Here is a 26,270-nt window from a genome sequence, read left to right as displayed (position 1 = left end):
CTTATACTGATAAAGTAATCATATTTTGGTTATGCCAAGAGACTAAACGATTAATTAAGTACTCTTGTTGTTCATTTTTTATTTGCTTAAAATCATCTGATTCAAAAATATCCACTCCTTTTTCTAATGCTGAACTTAACACAGCGTACTCAAGTGTAGATATTCTTTGGTATGAAGTTCTATGGTTTATATTGCGATAAAGCGCGTACATAATATTTTGCTCTGTACTTATTTCTTCATCCAAATCATTTATATCAAAAGGAAGTAGTATAAAAGTTAGTGTTGGATTTTCTTTTATATTTCGGATATCTTTAAAACTTATACTTTTAGTGATTTCTATATTTTCAACAACTTTAGATTCATCTATTTCTATAGAGAAAAGTAGCCACTCAAACTCTATTAATTTGGATAATTTTTCATTCATTTTCACGGACTTTGAAGATTTTAGTATCTCTGTAGCTATTTGATGAAATGCTGGCTCAGATGATATATTGTCCTCAAAAAAAACTTTTAAAATCTTATCTTTTAACTCTTGAGAAGCATGTTTATTAAAGTAAGGAAAAGTATTTTCTAAAACACTAGATACATTACCAACAATAAACTCACGATACATTTGTATCTTTTCATCACTAGCACTACCGTAACGAATAGCATGAGTAAAGTTTTGCATTTTAGTCTTGATAGATTCTGATATATTCATATTTTGTCCTCTATAACATTTGTTATACTATTTAACTCACTCACCAAATCATCAAGCTTTGGTACAAAATGATCCCGCTCAAGTAACATTGGGTGCCAACCATGTTGCTCTACAGCAAACTTAGCTAGCTCTTTTACTTCCTGTATTACATCTTTACCATGAGTATCTAAAATGAAATCATCTTTTTTATAGTGCCCTGCTATATGGTAATAATTGACGTTATCTTTATTTATACCCTTTATAAATTCATAAGCATCATAGTTATGATTATGTCCATTGACATAAACATTATTTATATCAAGAAGCATTTTCGCACCACTTCTCTGTAGAATCTCATTGATAAAATCTAGCTCATTCATATCATTATCATATTGGTAGTAATATGATATATTTTCTAATGTAAGTGGTCTTTTTATAATCTCTTGAACCTGCTCTATGCGATTGCAAATATAAGAAATATTTTCTTTCTCTCTAGGAACTGGTAAAAGATCATATAAATACCCTTTTTCATCATCAGAAAAACATAAATGATCACTATATATCTCAATACTATAATCATCTAAGAATGCTCTAATTTTATTCAGAAATTTCTTATTAAGTGGCTGAAATCCACCTATAGATAGGCTCAAACCATGAGCTATGATAGGATAAATACTAGCGACCTTGTCAAGGTAGTCTTGCTTAAACCCGCCTAAGCCCATCCAGTTTTCTGGAGAAAGCTCAAGAAAATCAATCCCTTCAACTTTTTGTGTTGATAATATTGATTGATGTTCAGATCTTAAACCTATACCTTGACATTTACCGATCATTGTCCACAAACTCCATTAGAGCATTTACCCAACTGTGCTATCTCTTTTTTATCTTGCTTACCATAACTTTTACACACCTTTGTACCACAGTTACCATCTCTTGCTCTGACAAGTTTTCCATCTTGCTCATCAGCATCAACATCAACCACACCAAATTTTTTAAGTGAGCCACATTTACCACTCGCGCATTTACCTTCTCCTTGAGCTATTGGACTACTCTCAGATGAATCCTGAAGACTTTGAGCTTGTGTAACTGGTGCTTTTGCTTCTTCTGCTAAAGCAATACCAAACGAAATAGAAGCTGTTAAAGCAATTGTTAAAGGTATTTTTTTCATATTAAATTCTCCTATTTAATTCCATTAACTGGGAAGCATGCTAAATCTCGACCTTCATAAACAGGTCCTTTATAATACTTTTTAACTATTTTTGTTGATTCATCTTTAAGCACTAAACCTTTACCTAAGAAATGACTTAAAACTAATGCTTTTGGATTAACTGCCGCAGCAACTTGTCCAATGACTGATGGTTTAGCATGTAAGAAACTACCTGCTGCATCAGCACTTTCATCAATCGGCATTGGCATCATTAGAATATCTGCATCTTTTGCAAATTTAACAAACGCATCTCTAAACTTATCATGATCATTACTACCACCGGCACCTGTTACAACGATAGTACCTTTCTTAGATACAATCTTATATGCCAAAGTTGGAACATCGCCTTTAGGAATACCTAACGCCCAAACAGTAAACTCATCATTTGAAAAGACCTTCGTTGGTTCTAATTTTGTATAGTCAATATTTTTCACAGGGTCAAGCTTAAATGGGAAGCCATCAGTAGCTGTAAGTATTCCATGTAAATATGCAAAAGAACCATGCTCTTCACCAAAAACTCGTTGAAGAAAATCAGTCGCACTAGGGAATAAGCCTGAGCCTGTAGGGCCTGAAAATGGGAGATTTTCTGTTCTTTTGGAGAAATATGCTCCTTTTAATATTGCTGGAATATCTGCTGAATGATCAGCATGAAAATGAGTCATATTGATCGAATCTAAATCCTCTAATCTAGCTCCTGATTGACCAAATCTAAGATATGTACCACCACCGGCATCAATCAAAACTTTAGATTTTCCATCAATCCATATTAACTCACCTGCTGACGCTCTGGCATCATCTGTAATTGGCCCGCCAGAACCAAGAAGCTGTAGAGTGAAAGATTTATCTAAACACTGTGGATTTGTTTGTGCAACACCTTGTGATACTCCAAAAGCACATATTGAAGCAAACACAAAGTTTAAAGCTCTTTTTTTCATAAACAACCTTATAAATTTAATTTTGTAAGGTTATTATCAACGATCAGAACAAATAATTAAAACTAATATTTTTTATAAAATATATCAATTTTTATTATATGAAATATATAAGATTGAGTTAGATAAAACTAAATTAAGATATTTTAAAACTAAAGAACATTACCCATCAAAACACTATGATAACCAGCATCAACGTGAATATTTTCGCCTGTAATACCAGAAGCCATATCAGAACATAAGAATGCAACTGTATTACCAACTTCCATAATATCAACGTTTTTCTTAAGTGGTGATACTGTAGCATTATAATCTAACATCTTTTTGAAGTTAGAAATACCTGAAGCTGCCAAAGTTTTAATAGGACCTGCTGAAACGCAGTTTACATTTATTCCATCTGGACCTAAAGCAAGAGCTGTATATCTCATAGTAGCTTCTAAAGATGCTTTAGCAATACCCATAGTATTATAACTAGGCATAGCTTTTTCAGCTCCAATGTATGTAAGACCTACGATAGAGCCTTTTCTACCTTTCATCATTTCACGGCCTTCTCTAGCTAAAGCTGCAAAAGAATATGCACTAATATCATGAGCTATAGAGAAACCTTCACGAGTTACAGTATCAACGAAATCTCCACCTAACTGATCACGTGGAGCAAATGCGATCGAATGAATAATACCATCTAGACCATCCCAAACTTTACCAAGTTCCACAAATAGATCTTTCATCTCTTGATCAGAGGTTACATCACAAGGCAAAACTGCAGCTGGATTAAACTCATCACTTAATTTTTCAACTCTTTCTTTGAATTGACCAACATAAGTAAACGCAAGCTCTGCACCTTCTCTATGAAGAGCTTTGGCAATACCATAAGCGATTGATTTATTACTTAACAGACCAGTAACAAGTATCTTTTTTCCTGCTAAAAAACCCATTTAATATCTCCTTTAGTAGATTAAATTTAAACTCCGCCCGAACATACACAACCGGCATCGACAATGTAGTATTATCTCAAGCTAATGGATATAATTATATAATAATTTAATAGTATTATAAAACACTAGTTTAATTTAAAGGCGATTATCAATGCATTGGAAAGAAAAAAAAATAGTCTCGGCACCATCTAGCGAAATGGGGTTTGACAAGGCTAAAGCAAGTTGGGATATTATGAAAATATCATCCGAACTTGTCGAAGGATATGAAAGATTAGATAAGATATCTCCGGCTATCAGTATATTTGGTTCAGCAAGAATTTCCGAAGATGATAGGTACTACAAAGATACTGTTGAACTAGCTAAATCTTTGTCAAATCATGGCTTTGCTGTTATCACAGGTGGTGGTCCTGGAATTATGGAAGCAGGAAATAAAGGTGCACAGCAAGGCTCCTGCTCCAGTGTTGGTCTTAACATAACGTTACCGCATGAGCAAAAACCTAACAGCTATCAAGATGTCTTTTTAATCTACAGATACTTTTTTACGCGTAAGGCGATGTTTATCAAACACTCTATGTCATATATAGTTATGCCTGGTGGCTTTGGTACTCTAGATGAGCTTTTTGATATTACAACCCTGATACAAACAGGTAAAAAAGTCAAAATGCCAATTATACTCTATGGTAAAGATTTCTGGGGCGGATTAATGGAGTGGATAAAAACCACCTTGGTTCAAAAAGGCGTAGTTAGTAAAGAAGAAGTTAACCTTCTAACCCTTGTAGATAGTATTGATGAAGTATTAGAAGTAGTAGCTGAACATTATATGCATACCTATAGTTCAAAAGCACACTCAAAAATTGTATTTTAAAGGTTTTAAATATGGATGTAAGTACTATTTCAACAACATTAATCAACAATTCACTACCCATTATTACTGCCTTTACAGTTTTGATTCATATTTTTTGTGGTTTAGGGATAGCTAAAGATATCCCCAGAGTCTTAGACAGAAGAATAACCACAATACTTTTACCAAAAAACATTTGGATACTTGTTGGATTAGTCTTTGGTATATGGGGCTTGCTTATATACTGGTTATTTCATCACTCAACTATATCAAGAGGTTAAAATAAACCATGAGCAATAATAATTTATGGGAACCAAAATCATATAACTCAATAGGTAAGTTTGTCACAGAATATGGCAACGAAATTGTTGAGCTTCTAGGCCCTCAAAAAGATGAGAAAATTTTAGATATTGGATGCGGTACGGGTGAGCTTACTAATAAAATAAGATTACAAGGAGCTAGCATAGTTGGTATTGATGTTTCAAATCAGATGTTAAATCAAGCTAAGAAAAATTATCCAAATATAGAGTTCATAGAAGCAGATGCTCAACAAAATTTACCATTTAACTCAGAGAGTTTTAATGCTGTTTTTTCAAATGCCGCATTACATTGGATGCTAAACCCAACAGCTGTCATAAAAAATGTAAATAAAATTTTGAAGAAAAATGGCAGATTTGTTTTGGAGATGGGCGGTAAAGGAAATATAAAAAATCTATTAGCAAGTTTAGATAAAGCATCTCAAAAATATGCTATCCAAGACTATGCTCTTGAAAATTTTTACCCAAGTATTTCGGAGTATACTTCTCTACTTGAAAGTAATGGCTTTTTAGTCAAATATGCCATCTTATTTGAAAGACCTACTCTACTAGAAGGCTCTGATGGCTTTAGAAACTGGGCTATGACTTTTAGAAAGAATTTATTAGATAAAGTAACTAATACTGATGAATTCTTAGAATATGCTGAAAGAATTGCTAAACCATATCTGTACAAAAACAATAAGTGGTATGCAGATTATGTCCGATTAAGAATTATTGCCTATAAGACACAATAGCTAACAGACTTCTTCTCCACCAAAAACTTCTTTTCTCAAATTCTCAATATCTTTTCTAATAATATCTTCAACTACCTCTTTAGTCAGGGTATGATCTATTCCTTTGATTAGATTGACACTTCCCCAAGTACTCTCAAAGAATTTATTATCAACAACGTTATCGTTCTCAGCTAAAGTAACCTTTATTGCTTCATGGAATTTCCCAAGTTTTCCATTAAACAATAGTAATAAGTATGCTCCTAACATCTTTCTAATCTTGATCTTACCAAGAACTCTCATTGTTTTATGATGAATAAAAAATGGTGTAATTAAGTGTAGTCTTTGATATAAGGCTTCATCAATTAAAGATGAAATCCCAGCAGACATTGATATCGCGTAGATAAGATCGTAATTATCAGCACTAACTTTATACTTATTGATAATTCTTTTAAGCTTACGCTTTACAAATACTGGTCGACCTAAAGCCACAGTTGTTACTTTAATTTTGATACCATCAATATCAATATGCTCAACACTATCGCCTTTACTATAGTATCCCCTAATTACTAGTATATTTAACTTGTCTTTATTCATTAATCGATAAGCTCTATTTGATAACCATCTGGATCTTTTATAAATGCTATAACTTGCGTACCTCCTTTTACAGGACCTGCTTCACGAGTTACAACCCCGCCCTTTTCCTTGACATCTTCACATGCCTTATAGACATCATCCACCTGCATACACAAATGACCAAAAGCATTACCATGATCATAATCATGATCGCCCCAGTTATATGTCAGCTCCAATACAGTATGATCCGAAACATCCACATAACCAAGAAATGCTAAAGTATATTTATACTCTGAGTTATCCATCCTTTTTTGAACAGTCATACCTAATATCTTTGTATAAAAATCTATAGATCTATCTAAATCTTTAACTCTCAACATCACATGAGCAAAACGCATTTTAACTCCTTTATAAAGTTTATTTGTTATTGATAAACTATTTTGCTATATTATAGCAGATTTTTGATCCCCTGTTCGTAACTATCCAGGGTTAACAAAACTAAAGGAATATAAATGACAAATTTCAATCTTTTAATACTATTTACTTTTGTAGACTTCTTTGTCTTGTTTCTAGCTTATAAGCTTTTTGGCAAAAAAGGATTACATATATTTATAGTTATTAGTGTTATTGCCGCAAATATCCAAGTTAACAAAGGCGTTGCTTACGATATTGCTGGTTTTCATATTGTTGCAACACTCGGTAATGTAATGTTTGGTGGCATATTTACAGCAAATGACTTGCTTAACGAGAAATATGGTCGGCAAGAAGCACGCAAAGCTGTCCTAAAATCGATCTTTTTCGGTCTATCATTCGTGCTTTTGATGTTTATCTCAACGCTATACAAAAGCTTAAATGATGATTTCTATAATGATATAAATAACTCTTTAAATTTATTTTTCTCAATAGATGGTGGCGCTTTAAAAGCTGTAATTATCGGAAACCTAGTTTATCTTGTATCTCAACTATTTGATGTACTTATATACTCTAAGATAAAAAACTTTAGTTCTGATATAAAATGGTTATGGCTAAGAAACACTGGTTCAACTTTGATATCACAGATTCTTGATACTACGCTTATAACTTATGGATTTGCATTTGCTGGTATTATCCCAATGGAATATGTTTTTGAAGTTATAATTTCAACATTATTTATTAAATATATAATTGCGCTTATAAATGCTCCTCTTTTCTATATTTTAGCATTTACAAAGCCTAGAGAATCATAACTATAAGTATAGTAATCATAATCACTAAATAAGCCCTATTTTGTATTTTTTGAGAGACTCTACCTGATAAATTAACTCCCATTGATACCCCCATGAATGATCCAACTATCAAACTAATCGCTACTGGTAGATATACAAACCCTAAGCAATAATAAGGTAGATTTGATAACCCATAACCAGCTACAATATATGAGATAGCTCCAAAAAGTGCTAAAAAAGGTACTATTGATGATGCAATTGCAGCTGCTGTTGTGAGTCTATAGTTACGGCTTCTTAAAAAAGGAACAATAATTATACTCCCTCCAATACCCAATACAACTGAAACAAAACCTGTGAAAATTCCATAAATATACAGCAATATCGGCAAAGGTTTATCTACATTAGTATAATATTCATCAGCTGTGGATTTCGCACTATTTAGCATTTTTAAGACTAACTTAATAACTGTATATATCAAAAATATTATAAACAAAGATTCTAATAGACTGCTAGAAAGATAACTTGCCATAGTAGCTCCTAAAATTGTACCAATTATTAACCCCATCTTTAGCTTTAAGGCAATACTCCAGATTATATTGTTAGCTTTATAGTGAGCATATGTTGTTTTTATAGAGGTAAAAAACATAACAAATAAGGATGTTGCAACAGCAATATGCATAGAATTAGATACAAATAATGATTCATGAATAGAGATAAATGTTACAATTGCTGGAACAATAATTAAGCCTCCTCCAAAGCCAAACATGCCTGCTAACACACCCACCAAAACACCAATTAATACAAAGCTTAAAACTATAACAAACATATTCAACACCCAACCTATTAAATAAGATCTATATCAAGAGACTATTTAGATAAAAATAAGATTGACAGAGTTACTTTTTAGTAATTTTTTCAAGCAACAAAGTATCTCCGTCAATATTTTCTGTAACCAAACCAACACCTTTGCAATAAATCTCATAATCTATTGTATGATGACAATTCTTACTATTATCTTCTTTATTCTTGTAACAATTGGTAACGTTATTATCCATACGTATACAATCTTTATAAGTATTACTATTTATTACTATCTCTGGAATTACTTTAGTAAATACCGAAGTCCCTTGACTATCAGACATCTCATCAGAATAATTTCTTTAGGAAAAAGCTCTTGTGGTTTACTATCAATATTTTCTATTGTGCCATCAGGTTTACCACTTTTAATAGATGAGAAATAAACTACACCATCTTTAATTTTATATACTGATTCGTTAGCTAAATAAGGTTTATCACTACCCATTTTAGTTACCGTCTCATAAACACACTTTGTCTTAGATTCATTACAGCTTTTAACAGTCAGATCAAATGCTGCGGTAAGTTTAGCAGGCTTATCTAAACGATTGTAAACATAAGTATAAGTAGCTCCAACATCTGTTGTAATATAATCACTGCCTTTCAATGCTTCTTCATTTGCATAGGCTGTTGATAAAGCCAAAAAACAAAAAGCTAATACAGCTAACTCTCTTTTCATTGTTAACTTTCCTTTTTGCCATTTTTAGTTATTGAATGTAAAGATTGAACAACATCTTTTTGACCCAAAACATATTCTCCCTTGTAATTAAACATGCTGTATTTACGATATACCTCTCCAATACCTTCACAGTAAATAATCTTAGACTTGTATATTGTATCTTTGTCAGGATGATCTTTAAAATCAACAACATTATTTAATTCGAGTTGCACACAATTTTTGTAGAGATTATCATTAATACTAATTTCAGGAATCAATTTAGTATATTCTGATGTTTCTTTAATAGTATAGTTATCATAAGTTTCTATGCTAGTTTCAGCTTTGTTTAACTCTATTTTTTGAGGAAATAAAGGAGTATCTTGAAGTTCAGAATCTCCAAGCTTCACTGTCCGAATAGCTCCATCATTATCTTTAATTTTCATGGTATTCGTTTGAAAAACTGCACCATTCTTAATGACATAGGTATACTCACTATATCCATTAACCTTACCTTCTTTATCGTAGTTTCTTAACTGATAAGTACACTCTATTTTGTTTTCATTACAATTTTCAACAACTGTTTCAAATTTTTGATCAGGAGTGTTTGGAGATATATAAGTATAGATGGTTCCCGTATCTGTTGATATTAAATCAGAGCCCTTTAAAGATGTTTGATTTTGATCTGCTGCTAATGCTAGTAGAGGTAAAAAACTTAGAGTAAATATAATTTTCTTATTCATTTATCTTCCTTTGTTTGTTAATTTTAGCCCCCACTACTAAACAAACTACAGAAGAATAAAGTCTAAATCAAGCCTAGCTTTAATAAACCATAATATACACCATCATTATAGTTTGCTTTAGTTATTAGACTTGCTTTTTCTTTTAATTGAGGGGAAGCATTATCCATAGCAACAGCCACATCAACTCGATCAAACATTTCTAGATCATTATTACCATCACCAAATGCGTATGTCTCATATCCTTCAAGATCTAGATATTCTACAACCTTATTTATACCATCTGCTTTGGTATGTCCTGCTAAATAGCAGTCAACATAACCATTTTCATTATGCGGAGCTATCACACACTCGTCTCCAAGCGTATGTTCTAAGGCTACAGTATCAACATTTCTACCCAAAACTAAAGCATTGTAAATTGTTACGTTATATAAGTTATGTGTTGTGATAATCTTATCTTTACTTACTATCACATTATCATAAAAGTAACTAAGATCTTCTGATTCAAGGTTGTTCACATACGCAAATTCACCTTCAAAAAGCCAATCATGATTATGTTTTTCACAAAACTCTAAAACATTATCAATCGCACTTTGTGGGAATAGCTTCTCATAAACAAGTTTATCACCAACACTAACTACAGAACCATTAGCTGTAACATAACCATCCATAGGCAAATCAAGGACTGCTGAAGGAATGAAACTCGGCGATCTACCCGTAGCTATAAAAGTCTTATAACCTTGCTTTCTTAATTTTTTGATTGCTTGGATATTTTTATCTGAGACAAAAAGCTCTCCTTTATGTTCGTATACTAGAGTGCCATCAATATCAAAAAAAAATGCTTTCTTCATTCTCTAACTAACTTAATTTTCATTAATATTGATAATAATAAATTACTAAAAGCTAAAAGGATATAGCTATTGCAAAGAAAAGATTATAATTATCTTAAAGGTGTTAAAAGTGACTATTCACCATCAACTATATTTCTTGAATCGTGACCTATGCTTCTTGTCACATCTCTTGCTGCATGTCCTATTGAGTCACCCATATCTTTAAAGTTACTTTTAATTGATGCATTACTGCTAGCACTTGAAGTATCTTGCTCATTTGAGCATGAACCTAATAAAACAATTGATATTACACACACTATTGTTTTTAAGTACTTCATTTGAAACACTCCTTATTTTTTAAAAAATAAACATCGCATCACCATAACTAAAAAATCTATATTTTTCAGCTATAGCATGCTCATATGCTTTCATAATCTTTTCTTTATCCGCAAATGCACTGACTAGCATAATTAGAGTCGACTTAGGCAAGTGAAAATTAGTAATCATTGCATCAACCACATTAAACTTTTTACCTGGATATAAGAAAATATCAGTCTCACCTTGGTAAGGTTGAATTTCTCCACTTTGACCTGCTGTTTCAAGTGAGCGTACAGAAGTTGTACCAATAGCTATTACTCTACCACCATTAGCTTTAGTTTGGCGAATTTTCTCACAAACATCTTCAGATACAGATATTACCTCGGCATGCATCTTATGATTATTAACATCATCGACTTGGACAGGTTTAAAAGTTCCTGACCCAACATGCAAAGTTATATAAGCTATATCAGTACCCTTAGCTTTTATTTGTTGGATTAGTTCTTCTGAAAAGTGTAAGCCAGCTGTAGGTGCGGCTACGGAGCCTAAATCTTTTGCATAAACTGTTTGATATCGTTCAGCATCAAATTCTTCATCATCTCGCTTCATATATGGAGGTAAAGGAATATGCCCAAACTCTTCCATCAATTGATAGATATCTTTACTACCCTGCAGTTCAAGTAGATACATTCCGCCATCTTTTTCTAATACTTTTGCTAAAGTGTCTTGGACATATATTTCACTACCTATCGCTGGTGAGCGATTTGCTTTAATATGTGTTTCAAAAATTTTAGGTGTTTTAACTCTTTCTATAAGATATTCAAGCTTTGCGCCTGTAGTTTTTTCACCATATAGTCTAGCTAGCATTACTTTACTATTATTAAAGATAAGCAGATCTTCAGGATTAATAAAATCAATAAAATCAGTAAATTTATGATCTACGATCTCGCCAGTTTGCTTATTCAACTTTAGCAACCTACTAGCATCTCTGTTTTCTAAAGGATAGCTAGCAATTAACTCTTCTGGTAACTTATAATCAAAATCGTCCGTTCTCATTTAATAAATTTATTTTAAAAAAATCTTTTGAGCAAAATATTATCATATCTTAGATAATAGATATAACAATTTAGGCCATTATCATCCTAATATGCTATTATCCATATATAACAATTTAAATATAAATGTTCATGTTATTTTCAGACTTAAACTTAAGCCAAAACATCATAGAAATATTAGAAAATAAAAATATCAAAACACCTACAAACTCACAGATTTTAAGTTTTGAAAAAGTCTCAAATGGAGAAAATATCTGGCTAAAGTCACCAACTGGTAGCGGTAAAACACTTGCTTATATTTTGCCAATTATGAATAAATTATTAATAGATAAAAAACCTCTTACACAAGTTGTTTTTTTCACACCTACTCATGAGTTAGCCATTCAAATTAGTAATTTTATAAATGAGACATTCTCAAGTATAGGCATTAAATCACTAGCACTAATTGGTAAAGCATCGATAGACAGACAAAAAGAAAAATTAAAGAAAAAACCAAATATTGTGGTTGGCTCTGTTGGCAGAATTCTAGAACTTATCGATCAAAAAAAACTAAAGGCTGCTCATCTACAATACTGTATTATTGATGAAGCGGATCGTATGCTTGAAGATGACAGCTTAAAGCTTTTAAAACAAATCATCTCTAAAACCACAAATCTACAATATATATTAGGCTCTGCTACTATCAAAAACCACGCCTTTGATATTGCGAGTAGTTTTATCGAAAATTTAGAGCTTATTGATAACTCCAAAGAAAAAGAAACTATAGAACATAGCTATATCACAGCTGATGGTAATCGTAAAACCGATACATTACGAAAGTTACTAAACAAAATATCTCCTTCCAAATCTATAGTATTTCTACATAGAAACAATGATGTTGATTTCGTCACAAAAAAAATAGATAAACTAGAATGTGGGGTTAGCTCTATTCATGGTGAACAAAATAAAATTGATAGAGCTAATACCATCAAAAAATTCAAAAGTGGACAAATCAAAGTTTTAGTTGCCTCTGATGTTGCAGCTAGAGGACTTGATATTAATGATGTTGATTTTGTAATAAATTATGATATCCCATCCAAAGCAGAAGATTACCAACATCGAGCAGGTAGAACAGGTCGTATGGGTAAGTCCGGCAATAGTATTCTAATTATTAAAGAAACTGAATTCTCTTATATTGAAAAACTACAAAAGAAGTTAGGAATTGATATTAAGAAGTTTTAATATTTGTAAATTCACCTATTTAAAAATCTAATTTATAATCAAAATCATCTGTTTTTATATTTACAACAATATAAAGTTACTGTTAGAAGTGATAACTAAGGGATAAATTTATAAAGATTTACTCTTAACTAATATTTCCTATACATCTGAATATGTTAATATAATTTTCCAAAACTAATTTAATACCCAAAAAGCTAACTATGAAAAAATTTCTATCCATTACAATTATTATATTTGTAACATTATCAGCCTCTTTTGCTAGTAACTGGCCTAGTGGATATATACCCAAAAATCAAATCATAAATATAGATAGTATTATCGGAGCTCCTCCAAGTACAGATTCATTAGCATTCTCTAGTGACAAAGCGATATCAGAAGCAGTATTTAGCCAAAATAAAAATACTACTGATTATAAAATAGCAATTCATGACGCATCTAATGACCAAGATGTTCATATTGCTGATTTTAGCAAAGCTTTTGGCCAAGAAATTACTAAAGACAAAACTCCTGCAATATACACTTTATTAAACAGATCAACGACTGATGTATCGAATATAAAGCAATCAGCTAAAGAAAAATACAAGAGAATAAGACCCTTCGTGTTTTTTGATAAAAAACCTTGCGATCCTAATGAGGATCCTAATAGCTATTCATACCCTTCTGGACACTCATCTAGAGCTTGGAATTACGCTATGATTCTAGCAGAACTAAAGCCTCAAATAGCTAAGCAGCTTTTTGAGTTAGCTGATAGAAAATCCCAAAGTCGAGTTATTTGCGGAGTACATTGGAAAAGTGATGTCCAAGCTGCTAGAACTGTAGCTTTGGCAAACTTTGCAATTTTGAATGGAAACCAAGAATTTCTAAAAGATTTAGAAAAAGCTAGACAAGAAATTAATCAATAAGTCTACAACGCCTGTTTTACTACCAAACTTTTGACGATACTATATTTATCAACAAACTCAAATCCAGCTCTACGAGCTTTTTTAATATAGTCACTCTCACTACCAAATACTTCTTTAAAAGCTTTCATAAGAGCTATCATCTTAGTATTATCAAGCTTTCTTTCGCGTTGGTATTTATCTAACGTTGAGATATGCCCAATTAATCTACCTTTGGCAAAAGCTTCACTTACAACTTTACTCAAAGCTATAACATCCTTAAAGCCAATATTTACACCCTGACCAGCTAAAGGATGAATAGTATGTGCTGCATCACCAACTAGTACAACATTACTTTTAATATAGCTCTTAGCGTGACGTTGAATTAGTTCAAAGCTAAATCTTTTTGATAAAAGTTTTACACTCCCAAGAGTATTATTAATTGCTTTTGCTAACTCTAATTCAAACTTCTCATCAGCTAAACTCATTAAGAAATCAGCATAATCAGTTTTTACAGACCAAACTATCGAAGCTTTATTAGGATTTTCTAACGGTAAAAATGCTAAAACTCCCTTATCATAAAACCTTTGATATGCTGTTTGATTATGTTGTTTTTCAAGCTCAAGAGTTGCTACTATCGCAGTATGTTTATATGGTTTAACTTTAGTTTCAAAATTAAAATAATCTCTAACAAAAGAGTTAGCTCCATCTGCGCCGACGATCAAGCTAGTTTCGATAATTTTATCAGCTAAGACAACTAATTCCGTGTTACCATTTTTTTGAATTTTTTCTATTTTCTGATTCGTAAAAATTTCAATACCCGTATTACTAATTTCAGTAATGAGCGCTTGTGTTATAACATCATTTTCTACAATATTACCCAAACTATGCTCAGATATCTCTTCTGCTGAAATAGTAATGCTTTCACTAGGAATATCATCCCAAACATGCATTTGATAATACGGTGATATACGATTGATTTTAATGGCATTCCAAACACCCAAATCTTGTAGCAATCTCTTAGAGGTATGATTAACCGCACTTACTCTTGTTTCTACTCTATCTGAATTGAGATGCTTATAATTCATTTCTCTTGCTTCTATTACAGCGACTTGTAGACCATTTTGATGCAAAGATAAAGCTAAACTAAGCCCAACCATACCACCACCAACAATCACCACATCTTTTTGGAGATTTTTAATGTTCATCTTCAACCACCTTTCTCATTAGTGTTGAACCTCTTGTCAGCTTACCCATCATCACTCGAGATAGAACTTTTTTGGCCAATTTGCTTCTTTGTAACAAGTGTAATCCAACATTTCTACTTGCCACAAACTTAAGATCATTTGATACAAACCATTTCACAAATCCATGTGTAATATTAATTGTTCTATCATGATCGGGCTTTCTAACTTTGGCAAACTCTTCTAAAACTGCTGCTATAGAGCTTTGTGAAAAATCACTTTCAACAAGTAAATCATATAAAAAGCCGATATCTCGAATACTTAAATTCATGCCTTGACCAGATACAGGATGTAAAAAATGCAAAGCATTACCAAAAAATAGTACATTATCTTTATATACTTCATTTGATTGAACAAGATATAAAGGAAAAACAGCAGGCTTAGTAGCAACTTCAATCTGACCTAATCTATAACCAAATCTATCTTGAACCAGTTCCTCAAACTCTTTTTTACCTATGCTTAACTTTGCTTTTGAGTCTTCTCGATCAACAGTCCAAACACAGCCCATTGTAGTTTTTGACTTAGGAAGTATTGCAAGCACACCATCAGTCATAAACCTCTCAAACGCTGTATTATCATTATCAAGATCTGTTTGGATATCAAAAACGACTGCATCTTGTTTATAATCAGTAGTTTGAGCTCCTACATTTAGCATTTTACGTATACTTGAGCTTGCACCATCACAAGCGATTATTAATGAAGCCTGTATTATTTTATCTTGTTGTTCTTGCTCAACAACTAGCGAATAATCATCAGCATTCTTTTGCAAGCTAACTACATTAGTCTTAAAAGCTTTTTCGATGTTTTCATTTTCAGCAACACTCTGCAGTGCAACTGCTAATAGTTCCTGCATTGGAGCAATAGCCCCAAGAAATGGCAGATTCTCATCCTTAGCAAAAATCTCAGCTCTACCATATCGTCCTTTATCAGAGACATGAACCTTTTTTATGGATTGAGTTTTACTAGCAACTTTATCCCACAAACCAAGAGTATTCAAGAATGCAATCGATGAATAAGACACAGCTATACTACGGTTATCATTTTTGACTTCTAGTTCATCTTTTTCAATATGAATAATTGTACAACCTGTCTTTGCAAGGGCTAAGGATGTAAGTAAACCAACAACTCCGCCACCAACAATTGCTATATCGTATTTAATATTCATAGAATAACCTAAACTTTTTCGCTATCAATCAATAACACTGCAACCTTTGTATACTCTAACAACTCTATAAAATCTTGTTCACACTCATCATTATCCTCAAGAGCTTCATAATCCATATATGATATTTGCATTAAATCATTAATTGCTTCTTTTACTTCTTTATCTTTTGAATTTTCGAAATCTAGTCCAAATAACCCAACACCTGATAAAAAACCCTTTATCCAATATGTAAGAGCTTCTGCTTTATAAGTTAGCTCTTCTTCATCTTCTGGTAGGAAAAGGTCAAAAGTTAAACCTTTCTCATCAAATTGCGACTTTGTATAATCATATAGTTTTTTCATAGTTTGTAGTGCCGATGTAGCTACTAAGTCTCCTTCTTGTATAGACTTTGTCATCAAAGAATCCGACCAAGCAGTAAATTTAACTTCAGCACCAAAACTAAATAATGCACACAGTAAGCCATGTGCTTCTGAGGCAGAAGTCAAGGCTTGCATTACTTTTAGAGCTTCTACAACATCTTCAAAATTAGGTTTCTCATTTTTCATAGATTAGAATTTATTTTATATATTACTAACTGATATTTTACTTCATATAGATAATTAGTTATAGGTCTTTTTTAATAGTATTAGTCTAAAAAAATATTCATTTCTTAAACAAAAAAACAGATAGCTTAAATCAAACAAAGTCAAGCAATATATCTATAAACTTTTTACCATAAATCATTCAAACGCCGCATTTAGTCGTTTATAATAATCACGTATTCAAAAGTTTAGTTGTCTGGGTTATTGGTGATTTAGCTACAATCTTGAGCCGATACTACTTAGAATAGGGAGTCTTGGTATCCCAACTAGAGAGCAAGCTTTGGTGCCTAGCACTTACAAAGAAGCCCAACGTTGAGATTATGACACCCACTTGATACCAAATGGGATCAAGAATATTGGGCTAAAACGGTACTCCGGACAACTAATTATTTATAGTCTTAGTCATGAATAAAGATAATATACGCCAAAAGCTCTTAAACATTAGAAATAGTTTAGGTAACAAGGATAAGTTATCCTCTAAAATAAACCTTAGAGTTATAGACTATATTCAAAACAACTTTTCAGATCCAAAAATAGCTAGTTTTGTTTCACTCAAAAATGAAGTCAACACATCACTGATCAATGACAGCTTTAAAAATATTTATTTACCTATAGTTCATCCTTTCATAAAGCATGGAATGTGGTTTGCTAAGGATTCAAAAAAATATTATTTAAATAAATATAAAATAAAAGAACCTAAATATTCAGCAAAGGATATTATCTCAGCCTGGGAGCTTGATATTGTTATAGTGCCAATTGTTGGTTTTAATCGTGACAAATTCAGAATGGGAATGGGAGGAGGCTTTTACGACTATACTCTAAGCTTCAAAAAGAACTCTAATTCCCCTTTAACTATAGGCATAGCCTTTGATGAACAGCAAAATAATGATATTATCATAGACATATATGATATTAAGCTTGATTTAATTATTACACCGACAAGGATATTATGAGACATGGATAGTACAGCTGTAGCAACTCAAATTAAAAGTGAAATACTATCCAAAATTGATTCTCAAGCATTAATTGAAGTAATAGATAAGACGCACAAGCATGCTAAACATAAAGGGTTTGTTGAAGGCAAATACCATTATGTCATTAATATCTCTTCTAAAAAGTTGAGCGACACCTCAAAGATCAAAGCTCATAAGGAAGTATTTAAATCTGTAGAAAAGCTCATGCCATATATCCATGCGTTATCAATAAAAATCAAGCCGGAGTAAAGTAATGTTTGATTTTATTATACACTTTAATGAATACATAAATTATTTTATAGATATGTTAGGCGTGTGGTTTTATATACTACTGTTTTTTATAGTTTTTTGTGAAACTGGCATAGTCCTAGGTATTTTTTTTCCTGGTGACTCGCTTTTATTCACAATAGGCTTAACTGCCGCTGCAACAAGCATCAACATCCATTTAGCAGTTCTGTCAATCTGCTTAGGAGCTATTATAGGAGACTCGTGCAACTATATTACGGGTAAATTTATAGGAGAGAAACTATTTAGCACACATGCTAGAATTCTCAAAAAGGCATACTTGATCAAAACCAAAGAGTTTTTGGACAAATATGGTACAAAAGCAATAATTTTTTCACGCTTCATAGCTTTTGTTAGAACAATTACTCCTTTTGTTGCTGGAGTCAGCAATATGAACTATGCAAAATTTGTCACATTAGGTATCATATCGGCAGTTATATGGTCTTTCTCAATTACCTATACAGTATACTTTTTTAGTGATAACCATTTTGTTAAACAATATCTAAGCTTGATTATTGTTATAGTCATAACAGCACTTATGATTCAAATGATTCTCAAAGGCATTATAAATAAAATAAAAGCAAAAAGAGCTTAACCTTTAAGTATTATTTTTTTATAATCTAACGACAAAACATTCAAAATGAATAATTTATGGATACCATTTCAGCGTTGTTTCATATTATCCTGCATCTAGATCAATTTATTAGCACATATATTAATATACTTGGTGACTGGACTTACTTGTTACTTTTCTTAGTCATCTTTTGCGAAACAGGACTTGTTGTAACCCCTTTTTTACCAGGTGACTCATTACTCTTTGCACTAGGACTTACAGGTGCTGCGACTAGTTTAAATGTACACATATTAGCTCCGATACTTGTAACTGCTGCCGTTTTTGGTGACTCCTGCAATTATTTCCTTGGAAGAATGGTTGGTAAACGGATATTTAAAGATGATGCAAAAATCCTCAAAACAGCTCACCTACTTAAAGCACAAGAGTTCTTTAATAAGTACGGTGCTGCAGCAATTATATTAGCAAGATTCACGCCACTTGTAAGAACATTCATGCCTTTTACAGCTGGTATGGCACGCATGAAATATCCTAAATTTGTATTAATGGGAATTATAGGTGCTTTTATATGGGTTTATTCTATTATTTACCTAGCATTTTTCTTTAGCAACAATGCTTTTGTCAAAAAATATTTCGGTTTATTTGTCATTTTAATTATTGTTGTATCTTTAATACCACCTACAGTATCTTTCATCAAAGCTTTTAAGAACAAGCTATCTAACAAAACATAATTACAAAGACTATTTTTTGCCCAAATTCAAATAATCTATCAAAAGTTTCCGGCTTTTTAATTGCTTACCAGCTAAAGCATAATCAATATGGGCACGAGTAACTTTAGAAATGGCTTTTAAATCCTCAGCTGTCCATGAACTGACTGATTGACTGATTTTCAAGAGGCTTTTACCCACAATGCTATTTGGTATAGACGATAGAGTTCTTTTAAATCCAGTGGCATATATCGAATAATTAAGACTTTCATCAATAAGCACACCATCGACATCACAATCAACATAAACTCCCTGTCCAAGACTATCTAGTAACTCAAGCTCAAACATTCTCAGCAAATATTTATAATTAATTTCATTTATATTTTTTAGAATAAAAGCATATTTTTCAAATAAAAACTCCTCTTCATTAGAATAGTTTAATAACAAATATATCAACTCATTCATGTACTGCAGTGACAATAAATTAATATATGAACTTTGATAAAATGACTCAACAAACTCTACGTTGTAAATTTTAGATAATCCATCTGACTTTTTCGCAAGACTAATTTGTCCTCTTAACTTGATCAAGGGTTGATATAAATTTATTGTTTTTTTATTAACTCTTATTAATCCAGAAATTTTGCCAAATTCTCGAGTAAATATACTCACTAGTAGAGAATTCTCTTTATACTTACGTTGATGTAATATATAAAAATCATATAGTTGTTGCATTGATTTTCTCGATAAGCTCGATTAGTTGAGAAGCGTTTCTATATTTAAAATCAGGCAAGTTAAATTTATCTACAAGCTGTTGGATCGTTATTTGTTTAATATCATATTTACTCTTTAGCTTTTGCTGTAGCCATTTTGTCATTGCGACTATATAAGCATCTCCATAAACCCTAAATGATATCTTTTTATCACAAATATACATCTGTATTGTCGAAAAACTATCCTTTACTTCATACCTAATTTGCTCAGGTAGAATAATAGCATCATCAAAGTTAACATCTAATAGAAATTTTTTTACTATATCATTATACATTCTCTTCTCCTTCTGGAGATATAGCTCTTAAAAGTTGTACTTTTTCAACCACTTTATTAGCTGCGAAGATGACCTGCTCTTTTGATGTTTGCAAACCGAATGAGATTCTTATTGTAGATTCCGCTTGATCTGCACTCAGGCCGATAGCAGCTAAAACATGGGATGGCTCAACAGCCTGAGAATTGCATGCTGACCCCATAGACATACAAATACCATCAAGCATTGCTAATAAAGTTTCACCTTTTACTCCAATAAAAGTAATACTTAGTATACCTGGATAGCTATTATCAAGTTTTGTATTTATCCTTATATCATCAGTTTCTTTAATAGTACCTAAAAAAGTATCTCGTAAATCCTTTATGTACTGAAGATTATTCTGTCTATTAGCAAATATCTCTTTAGCAGCTTCAGCTAAAGCAAATATTTGATAGTTCGCCAGTGTTCCAGCCCTTAGATTAAACTCTTGCGCACCACCATGAATCTGTTTTTCTAGTTTAACTCTTGGTTTTTTAGACCTTACATATAAAAATCCCACACCTTTTGGGGCATAAAGTTTATGACCAGATACTGATAGTAAATCAATATTCATATCATTTATATTAATATCAACCTTACCATACCCCTGAGCAGCATCAACATGGAATATCACACCATTTTGCTTAGTTACCTGACCAATTCCACAAAGATCATTTAGAGTCCCTAGCTCATTATTTACAGCCATTAAGCTTACAAGTATAGTCTCTGGTTTAATAGCATTTTTAAGTTGCTCTAAATTAATCTGTCCAAACTTATCAACATCCAAATATGTGACCCTGAAGCCTTGAGTCTCTAAAGACTTACATACATCAAGTACAGCCTTGTGCTCAACCTTTGAAGTAATTATATGATTACCTTTGTTTTGGTATGCATAAGCAACCCCTTTTATTGCAAGGTTATTCGACTCAGTAGCTCCTGATGTAAAAACAATCTCTCTAGGCAAGACAGACAAAGTTGTTGCAATTAATGATCGAGCCTCTTCAATTTTATTACTAACAAACTCAGCTTGCTCATATGTGGATGACCCCGAGTTAAAAAAGTCAACATCATTATTAATTGAGCTTAGCATTAAATTTTTAACGTTTGCACTGAGAGGCGTTGTCGCTGCATAATCTAAGTAAATAAGACTCATTAAACCCAATAATTCTTTTAATTAATATCTAATATTGCTATTATATCAAATAATTGCGTACATAGTACTTTAACAAAATCGCAAGCTAAATTGGCGCTTGACTAAAGATGGTAAATTTGGTCGGTTTCATATTCAAAGAAATAGCCTGTTAGCACGATTTATTAAAATGGCCGAAATAGGTCTAAACAAAACGAACTAACTCGTTAAACGGTTAGTTATGAACATTATATTACTGAAGGAATTAATAAAAAAATGAAGAAAATACTAATAAATAGTAAAAGTAGTGAAGAAACAAGAATTGCTACTCTGGATAACGGAAAACTTATTGATCTAGATATCGAAAACGTAGATAGAGAACAAAAGAAAGCTAACATTTACAAAGGTTACATATCTAGAATTGAACCTAGCTTAAATGCTATATTTGTTAACTATGGTGAGGATAAAAATGGTTTTTTACCATTTAAAGAAGTTTCTGAGTATTATCTAAAAGATGTGCCAAATGGTGAAAATATAGCATCTCTTCTCTCTGAAGGACAAGAATTAATCGTACAGATTGACAAAGAAGAGCGTGGTGATAAAGGTGCTGCACTAACTACATTTATCACACTAGCTGGTTCATACATGGTTTTACTGCCAAACAACCCAGATGGTGGCGGAATTTCTCGTCGTGTTGAAGGTGAAGATAGAGAGAAATTAAAAAAATATCTAAAGGACTTAAATATCCCTAAAAGTATGAGCGTAATCGCAAGAACTGCTTGCGTAGAATGCTCATTTGAAGAATTAAAGCATGACTTCGACAATCTAGTTGAATTATGGAGCTCAATATTCAAGGCTTATCACAAAATCAAAAAGCCTGCCCTACTTCACAAAGAGAGCGACATAATTGTAAGAACAGTTAGAGATCATCTAAAAGAAGATGTTAAAGAAATTATTGTAGACTCTAAGGAATGTTTTGCAGATGTTAAAAGACAACTTGGTCTACTTAGACAAAGCTTTGACACAAACAAGGTTAAACTGTACAACGAAGAGCTACCAATATTTGCTCAATTTGGTATCGATCAACAGATAGAAAATGCATACAAGAGAGAGATTAGATTACCTTCTGGTGGATCTATTGTTATTGATACTACAGAAGCTTTAGTCGCAATTGATGTTAACTCATCTCGAGCTAACAAAGCAGAGGATGTAGAAACTACTGCTTTCAAAACAAACTTAGAAGCTGCTGAAGAAGTTGCTCGTCAACTTAGAATTAGAGACCTCGGAGGACTTGTTATAGTTGACTTTATCGACATGTCATTCTATCCAAATAGAAAGCAAGTTGAAGAAAAGTTAATGGAAGCTCTACAGCAAGATAAAGCACGTATCCAAATGTCTCGTATATCTAAACTTGGACTTGTTGAGATCTCTAGACAACGTTTGAGTTCATCAATCAACGAGAGTGTAATGCAAAAGTGTCCTCGTTGTGACGGCCATGGCTTTATTAAAACTACTCAAGCTACAGCACTTACTATCTTACGTAAAATTAGAGCGGAAGCTATCAAAGAAGATACTAATGAAATACGTGTCCAAGTACCTGTGGATATAGCTGCATATATCCTAAATGAGAAAAGAGATAGTATTGTTGAGATTGAAAGAATCTCTGAAGTTAAAATAATGCTAATCCCTAACTTCAACATGGAATCTCCAAAATTTCAAATGCAAAGAATCTGGGGAGCAAGCTACAAGTCTAATCGTACAAGCTCTGATTTGATAGAAGATGTATACAATGTTGAAATTCCTAAAGCAGGTAAAAAGAAAGTAGCTGCTGTAGAGCTAAGTAAGACAACATCAAACAGTCAAAATCAAGCTCCGACGGAGAATAAAAAAGCCCAAGACAATATAGCTAATAAAAATACTCAGAACACTAAAAAAGAGACTATCAAAGAAGAACCAAAGAAAAAAAGTTTTTTGAGTAAATTGCTAGGTAAACTTGGTGGTAATGCTGAAGATACGACTATTGAGAAGACTAAGCCTCAGGATAAACAACACAAAAATAAAGGTCAAAAGCCTCAACACCATAAATCTCAAAATAACAGACAAGAAAGAGATAACAGTCAACGTAATGACCGTAAAAACGATAACAAAAACGATCGTGGTGATAATAAAAATAATAACAAAGGTCAAAAGCCTCAACATCATAAGTCTCAAGATAATAGACAAGAAAGAGATAACGGCCAACGCAATGACCGTAAAAATAATGACAACAAGAATGATCGCAATAAGAATGATCGTAACAAAAATAGATCAAGTGATAAATTTGATAAAAAGTCAAATAACCGTAGCAATAACAGAAGCAATAACTTAAATCTTAATAATGCAGAAGAAGTTGTCGATATTACTCAGCTCAAATATCAAAATCAAACAGCTGAAAAAACTGATAACATCAAAAAAGTAATATCTAAAAACCCTGAAGAGTTCGTCTCTGTTATGGTTAAAGATGTTTTAGAAAATTATGATAGTCTAAAAGATGATGGAGCTACTAAGGTTGCTACTCAGGAAAGAGCTAAAACAAATAAATATCTAAAATTTGATACTGTTTCTGTAGATAAAGAAATAAGTACTTTAAAAGCTGCACAACAAGCTAGTAATGTAGAAGCTGATAATAAAAAAATTATAGAGACTGACAATGTTCAAGAAGAGCAAGTAAAAGAAACAGTTGAAGTAGTAGATAAAGTTGTAGTCAAAGAGGAGCAGCCAAAAAGAATAAAAAAAATAGATAAAAGTAATGAAACTTCTGAACAAAATGATCTTAAAAAAGAAAAGCCTAAAGCTGTAAAAAATAATAAAAAAGAGAAAGCGGTAGAAAAAGCTAATAAACAGGATCAAATTAAGCCAGAATATATAAATTACTCTCCAGCTATTGATTTTGAGTCTCAGACAATAATCTAAACTAAAAGGCTATTAAATCTAATGTTACACTACCCTCAAATTGACCCAGTTGCTTTACACTTAGGTCCAATTAAAGTTCATTGGTATGGTTTAATGTATTTATTCGGTATTTTTGCTGGATGGTATTTAATGAGGTATCGCGCAAAAGTTAAAACTTGGGCACCTATCAAACCAGAGCAAGCAGGAGATTTAACATTTTATATTGCCTTAGGTGTTATACTGGGAGGTAGGATTGGATATATAATCTTTTACAACCTTCCTTATTACTTCCATAATCCGGCTCAAATGTTTTTCTTATGGGATGGTGGCATGTCATTCCATGGGGGATTTATAGGTGTATTAATAGCATTTGCACTATATGCACGCAAACTTGGAGTAAACTTCTTTGACCTTGGTGAATTTGTAGCTCCAGTTGTGCCTATAGGTTTAGGTGCTGGCAGAATTGGTAACTTTATCAATGGTGAACTGTGGGGCAAAGTTACGGACTCACCAATAGGTATGGTATTTCCCACTGGAGGTCCTTTACCTAGATACCCTTCCCAGCTCTTTGAATTCTTCTTAGAAGGTGTTGTACTATTTATAGTATTATGGATAGTTAGTATCAAAAAAAGACCACGCTACTTAATATTAGGGTTATTTATGTTCTTATATGGTAGCGCTAGGTTTATTTGTGAATTCTTTAGGCAACCAGATCCTCAATATGGCTATATATTCTTTAACTGGATGACTATGGGACAAATATTATCTATTCCAATGATAGTATTAGGAGCTGCAATTCTTATTATGGTATTTATTAAAACAAGGAAGAGTAAATGCGAGAGTATCTAAATTTTCTCAAGTATATTAAAGAAAATGGTACTATAAAAGGTGATAGAACTGGTACTGGGACTAAAAGTGTTTTTGGCTATCAGATGCGCTTTGACTTACAAAAAGGTTTCCCCTTAGTTACTACAAAAAAAATTCATATCCCAAGTGTGGTTCATGAACTATTATGGTTTTTAAGTGGTAGCACAAATGTAAAATATCTAAACGATAATAAAGTTAGAATATGGAATGAATGGGCAACTGAAGATGGAGAGTTGGGTCCGATATATGGTAAGCAATGGCGTGATTTTAATGATCAAGGTATAGATCAAATTACTGAAGTAATTGAAATGCTAAAAACCAATCCAAATTCACGCAGAATCCTAGTCTCAGCATGGAACCCTTGTGTTGTACCTTCAGAAAAAATTTCTCCTCAAGAGAATGTTACAAAAGGTAATTCTGCCCTACCACCTTGTCATGCAATGTTCCAATTTTATGTTGCTGATAACAAGCTATCTTGTATGCTCACACAGAGAAGTGCAGATGCATTTTTAGGCGTTCCATTTAATATAGCAAGCTACTCATTACTAACGCATATGGTTGCTCAGCAATGCGACCTTGATGTTGGTGAATTTATTTGGTCTGGTGGCGATTGCCATATTTATAACAACCATATTGAGCAAGTAAATGAACAGCTTAGTAGAGAGCCTTTAGACTTACCAACACTCAAAATCTTAAGAAAGCCAAGCTCTATATTTGATTACAAATATGAGGACTTTGAATTTCAGAATTATAAATATCACCCAGCTATAAAAGCCAAAATTTCTGTATAAGGATATTATAA

At 32.3% G+C, this 26,270-nt stretch carries 32 protein-coding genes, 1 other RNA gene and 2 pseudogenes; 15 read left to right on the top strand and 20 right to left on the bottom strand.

Going from position 1 to position 26,270, the window contains the following annotated elements; translation table 11 throughout:
- Position 1: 1 nt before the first annotated feature.
- From F7308_RS05510 to F7308_RS05490, 5 genes are all read right to left on the bottom strand, one after another.
- Complete coding sequence (locus F7308_RS05510; protein ID WP_013922868.1) at positions 2-700, bottom strand: HvfC/BufC family peptide modification chaperone; 699 nt, start codon at positions 698-700, stop codon at positions 2-4.
- Positions 697-1,509, bottom strand: a complete 813-nt coding sequence (locus F7308_RS05505; protein WP_013922867.1) for a DUF692 domain-containing protein — start codon at positions 1,507-1,509, stop codon at positions 697-699. Before F7308_RS05505 ends, F7308_RS05510 begins: the two co-directional genes overlap by 4 nt.
- Positions 1,506-1,844, bottom strand: coding sequence for a hypothetical protein (locus F7308_RS05500; protein ID WP_013922866.1), 339 nt, complete (start codon positions 1,842-1,844; stop codon positions 1,506-1,508). The genes F7308_RS05505 and F7308_RS05500 overlap by 4 nt, the downstream gene beginning before the upstream one ends.
- A gap of 11 nt (positions 1,845-1,855) precedes the next feature.
- The gene (locus F7308_RS05495; protein ID WP_041263710.1) at positions 1,856-2,818 is read right to left on the bottom strand and encodes an MBL fold metallo-hydrolase; all 963 of its coding nucleotides are present in this window, start codon (positions 2,816-2,818) and stop codon (positions 1,856-1,858) included.
- A 149-nt stretch (positions 2,819-2,967) separates the two neighbouring features.
- A complete protein-coding gene (locus F7308_RS05490; protein WP_013922865.1) occupies positions 2,968-3,750 on the bottom strand; it encodes an enoyl-ACP reductase FabI in 783 nt (260 codons plus the stop codon).
- 151 nt (positions 3,751-3,901) lie between these two features.
- Here F7308_RS05490 and F7308_RS05485 point away from each other — a divergent pair, with 151 nt between their 5' ends.
- The 3 genes from F7308_RS05485 to F7308_RS05475 are packed head-to-tail and all read left to right on the top strand — an operon-like array spanning position 3,902 to position 5,642.
- On the top strand, positions 3,902-4,615 hold the full coding sequence (locus F7308_RS05485) for an LOG family protein (protein ID WP_013922864.1): 714 nt from the start codon (positions 3,902-3,904) through the stop codon (positions 4,613-4,615).
- Positions 4,616-4,626: 11 nt separating this feature from the next.
- The gene (locus F7308_RS05480; protein ID WP_013922863.1) at positions 4,627-4,872 is read left to right on the top strand and encodes a hypothetical protein; all 246 of its coding nucleotides are present in this window, start codon (positions 4,627-4,629) and stop codon (positions 4,870-4,872) included.
- A gap of 8 nt (positions 4,873-4,880) precedes the next feature.
- Positions 4,881-5,642: a class I SAM-dependent methyltransferase gene (locus F7308_RS05475; RefSeq protein ID WP_013922862.1), complete on the top strand. Its 762-nt coding sequence runs from the start codon at positions 4,881-4,883 to the stop codon at positions 5,640-5,642.
- On the opposite strand, the gene F7308_RS05470 is transcribed toward F7308_RS05475, so the two are convergent.
- Together F7308_RS05470 and gloA are read right to left on the bottom strand one after the other, a co-directional pair.
- A complete protein-coding gene (locus F7308_RS05470; RefSeq protein ID WP_013922861.1) occupies positions 5,643-6,215 on the bottom strand; it encodes a hypothetical protein in 573 nt (190 codons plus the stop codon).
- The gene (gloA, locus tag F7308_RS05465; RefSeq protein WP_013922860.1) at positions 6,215-6,592 is read right to left on the bottom strand and encodes a lactoylglutathione lyase; all 378 of its coding nucleotides are present in this window, start codon (positions 6,590-6,592) and stop codon (positions 6,215-6,217) included. The genes F7308_RS05470 and gloA overlap by 1 nt, the downstream gene beginning before the upstream one ends.
- Before the next feature lie 114 nt (positions 6,593-6,706).
- Between gloA and F7308_RS05460 the strand changes: the two genes are divergently transcribed.
- Entirely contained in the window at positions 6,707-7,420 is a 714-nt protein-coding gene (locus F7308_RS05460) for a queuosine precursor transporter (RefSeq protein WP_013922859.1), read from the top strand.
- Here the strand turns inward: F7308_RS05460 and F7308_RS05455 are convergent.
- From F7308_RS05455 to queA, 7 genes are all read right to left on the bottom strand, one after another.
- The gene (locus F7308_RS05455; protein WP_013922858.1) at positions 7,407-8,225 is read right to left on the bottom strand and encodes a sulfite exporter TauE/SafE family protein; all 819 of its coding nucleotides are present in this window, start codon (positions 8,223-8,225) and stop codon (positions 7,407-7,409) included. The genes F7308_RS05460 and F7308_RS05455 overlap by 14 nt on opposite strands.
- A 70-nt stretch (positions 8,226-8,295) precedes the next feature.
- Positions 8,296-8,541, bottom strand: coding sequence for a hypothetical protein (locus F7308_RS10295; protein ID WP_232215338.1), 246 nt, complete (start codon positions 8,539-8,541; stop codon positions 8,296-8,298).
- Entirely contained in the window at positions 8,502-8,933 is a 432-nt protein-coding gene (locus F7308_RS05450; protein ID WP_013922856.1) for a hypothetical protein, read from the bottom strand. The genes F7308_RS10295 and F7308_RS05450 overlap by 40 nt, the downstream gene beginning before the upstream one ends.
- A 2-nt stretch (positions 8,934-8,935) precedes the next feature.
- Positions 8,936-9,652, bottom strand: a complete 717-nt coding sequence (locus tag F7308_RS05445; protein WP_013922855.1) for a hypothetical protein — start codon at positions 9,650-9,652, stop codon at positions 8,936-8,938.
- Positions 9,653-9,714: 62 nt separating this feature from the next.
- Entirely contained in the window at positions 9,715-10,500 is a 786-nt protein-coding gene (locus F7308_RS05440) for a Cof-type HAD-IIB family hydrolase (RefSeq protein WP_013922854.1), read from the bottom strand.
- A 113-nt stretch (positions 10,501-10,613) separates the two neighbouring features.
- Positions 10,614-10,817, bottom strand: a complete 204-nt coding sequence (locus F7308_RS05435) for a hypothetical protein (RefSeq protein ID WP_013922853.1) — start codon at positions 10,815-10,817, stop codon at positions 10,614-10,616.
- 19 nt (positions 10,818-10,836) lie between these two features.
- Positions 10,837-11,853, bottom strand: a complete 1,017-nt coding sequence (gene queA / locus F7308_RS05430; protein WP_013922852.1) for a tRNA preQ1(34) S-adenosylmethionine ribosyltransferase-isomerase QueA — start codon at positions 11,851-11,853, stop codon at positions 10,837-10,839.
- A gap of 131 nt (positions 11,854-11,984) precedes the next feature.
- Here queA and F7308_RS05425 point away from each other — a divergent pair, with 131 nt between their 5' ends.
- Positions 11,985-13,073 carry a DEAD/DEAH box helicase gene (locus tag F7308_RS05425; protein WP_013922851.1) on the top strand — a complete coding sequence of 363 codons (1,089 nt, stop codon included), beginning with the start codon at positions 11,985-11,987 and terminating at the stop codon, positions 13,071-13,073.
- A 200-nt stretch (positions 13,074-13,273) separates the two neighbouring features.
- Entirely contained in the window at positions 13,274-13,975 is a 702-nt protein-coding gene (locus F7308_RS05420) for an acid phosphatase (protein ID WP_013922850.1), read from the top strand.
- A 2-nt stretch (positions 13,976-13,977) separates the two neighbouring features.
- Here F7308_RS05420 and F7308_RS05415 read toward each other — a convergent pair whose 3' ends face one another.
- Genes F7308_RS05415 through F7308_RS05405 form a run of 3 tightly spaced genes read right to left on the bottom strand, consistent with a single transcriptional unit; the run spans position 13,978 to position 16,905 of the window.
- On the bottom strand, positions 13,978-15,159 hold the full coding sequence (locus F7308_RS05415; protein ID WP_013922849.1) for an FAD-dependent oxidoreductase: 1,182 nt from the start codon (positions 15,157-15,159) through the stop codon (positions 13,978-13,980).
- A complete protein-coding gene (locus F7308_RS05410) occupies positions 15,149-16,360 on the bottom strand; it encodes an FAD-dependent monooxygenase (RefSeq protein ID WP_013922848.1) in 1,212 nt (403 codons plus the stop codon). Before F7308_RS05410 ends, F7308_RS05415 begins: the two co-directional genes overlap by 11 nt.
- An 8-nt stretch (positions 16,361-16,368) precedes the next feature.
- The gene (locus tag F7308_RS05405) at positions 16,369-16,905 is read right to left on the bottom strand and encodes a UPF0149 family protein (protein ID WP_013922847.1); all 537 of its coding nucleotides are present in this window, start codon (positions 16,903-16,905) and stop codon (positions 16,369-16,371) included.
- Positions 16,906-17,131: 226 nt separating this feature from the next.
- Here F7308_RS05405 and ssrS point away from each other — a divergent pair.
- From ssrS to F7308_RS05385, 5 genes are all read left to right on the top strand, one after another.
- Positions 17,132-17,326: non-coding RNA, 6S RNA (gene ssrS / locus F7308_RS10025), on the top strand.
- Between the two features lie 19 nt (positions 17,327-17,345).
- Positions 17,346-17,894, top strand: coding sequence for a 5-formyltetrahydrofolate cyclo-ligase (locus tag F7308_RS05400; RefSeq protein WP_013922846.1), 549 nt, complete (start codon positions 17,346-17,348; stop codon positions 17,892-17,894).
- Between the two features lie 3 nt (positions 17,895-17,897).
- Positions 17,898-18,164 carry a BolA/IbaG family iron-sulfur metabolism protein gene (locus tag F7308_RS05395; RefSeq protein ID WP_013922845.1) on the top strand — a complete coding sequence of 89 codons (267 nt, stop codon included), beginning with the start codon at positions 17,898-17,900 and terminating at the stop codon, positions 18,162-18,164.
- Positions 18,165-18,168: 4 nt separating this feature from the next.
- A complete protein-coding gene (locus F7308_RS05390; RefSeq protein WP_013922844.1) occupies positions 18,169-18,795 on the top strand; it encodes a VTT domain-containing protein in 627 nt (208 codons plus the stop codon).
- Between the two features lie 56 nt (positions 18,796-18,851).
- A complete protein-coding gene (locus tag F7308_RS05385) occupies positions 18,852-19,502 on the top strand; it encodes a VTT domain-containing protein (protein ID WP_041263707.1) in 651 nt (216 codons plus the stop codon).
- Between the two features lie 9 nt (positions 19,503-19,511).
- Here F7308_RS05385 and recO read toward each other — a convergent pair whose 3' ends face one another.
- Genes recO through F7308_RS05370 form a run of 3 tightly spaced genes read right to left on the bottom strand, consistent with a single transcriptional unit; the run spans position 19,512 to position 21,694 of the window.
- Entirely contained in the window at positions 19,512-20,213 is a 702-nt protein-coding gene (gene recO, locus F7308_RS05380) for a DNA repair protein RecO (protein WP_041263706.1), read from the bottom strand.
- Positions 20,197-20,526, bottom strand: coding sequence for a hypothetical protein (locus F7308_RS05375; RefSeq protein ID WP_013922841.1), 330 nt, complete (start codon positions 20,524-20,526; stop codon positions 20,197-20,199). Before F7308_RS05375 ends, recO begins: the two co-directional genes overlap by 17 nt.
- Positions 20,519-21,694 (bottom strand): cysteine desulfurase family protein, encoded by a 1,176-nt coding sequence (locus F7308_RS05370; protein WP_013922840.1) that lies wholly within the window; start codon positions 21,692-21,694, stop codon positions 20,519-20,521. The genes F7308_RS05375 and F7308_RS05370 overlap by 8 nt, the downstream gene beginning before the upstream one ends.
- 252 nt (positions 21,695-21,946) lie before the next feature.
- On the opposite strand from F7308_RS05370, the pseudogene F7308_RS05365 reads away from it, so the two are divergent.
- From F7308_RS05365 to F7308_RS05355, 4 genes and pseudogenes are all read left to right on the top strand, one after another.
- A pseudogene (locus F7308_RS05365) lies at positions 21,947-24,298 on the top strand (Rne/Rng family ribonuclease); the annotation flags it as partial.
- A gap of 108 nt (positions 24,299-24,406) precedes the next feature.
- A pseudogene (locus F7308_RS10490) lies at positions 24,407-24,622 on the top strand (hypothetical protein); the annotation flags it as partial.
- A 21-nt stretch (positions 24,623-24,643) separates the two neighbouring features.
- Positions 24,644-25,450: a prolipoprotein diacylglyceryl transferase gene (gene lgt, locus F7308_RS05360; RefSeq protein WP_013922838.1), complete on the top strand. Its 807-nt coding sequence runs from the start codon at positions 24,644-24,646 to the stop codon at positions 25,448-25,450.
- Positions 25,435-26,259 (top strand): thymidylate synthase, encoded by an 825-nt coding sequence (locus tag F7308_RS05355; protein ID WP_013922837.1) that lies wholly within the window; start codon positions 25,435-25,437, stop codon positions 26,257-26,259. Before lgt ends, F7308_RS05355 begins: the two co-directional genes overlap by 16 nt.
- Positions 26,260-26,270 lie beyond the last annotated feature (11 nt).

It is taken from the genome of Francisella salina (genome assembly GCF_000219045.1).
GTDB lineage: Bacteria > Pseudomonadota > Gammaproteobacteria > Francisellales > Francisellaceae > Francisella > Francisella salimarina.
Note: the sequence above shows the minus strand (reverse complement) of the source record. Positions and strands in the feature narration are given on the sequence as shown.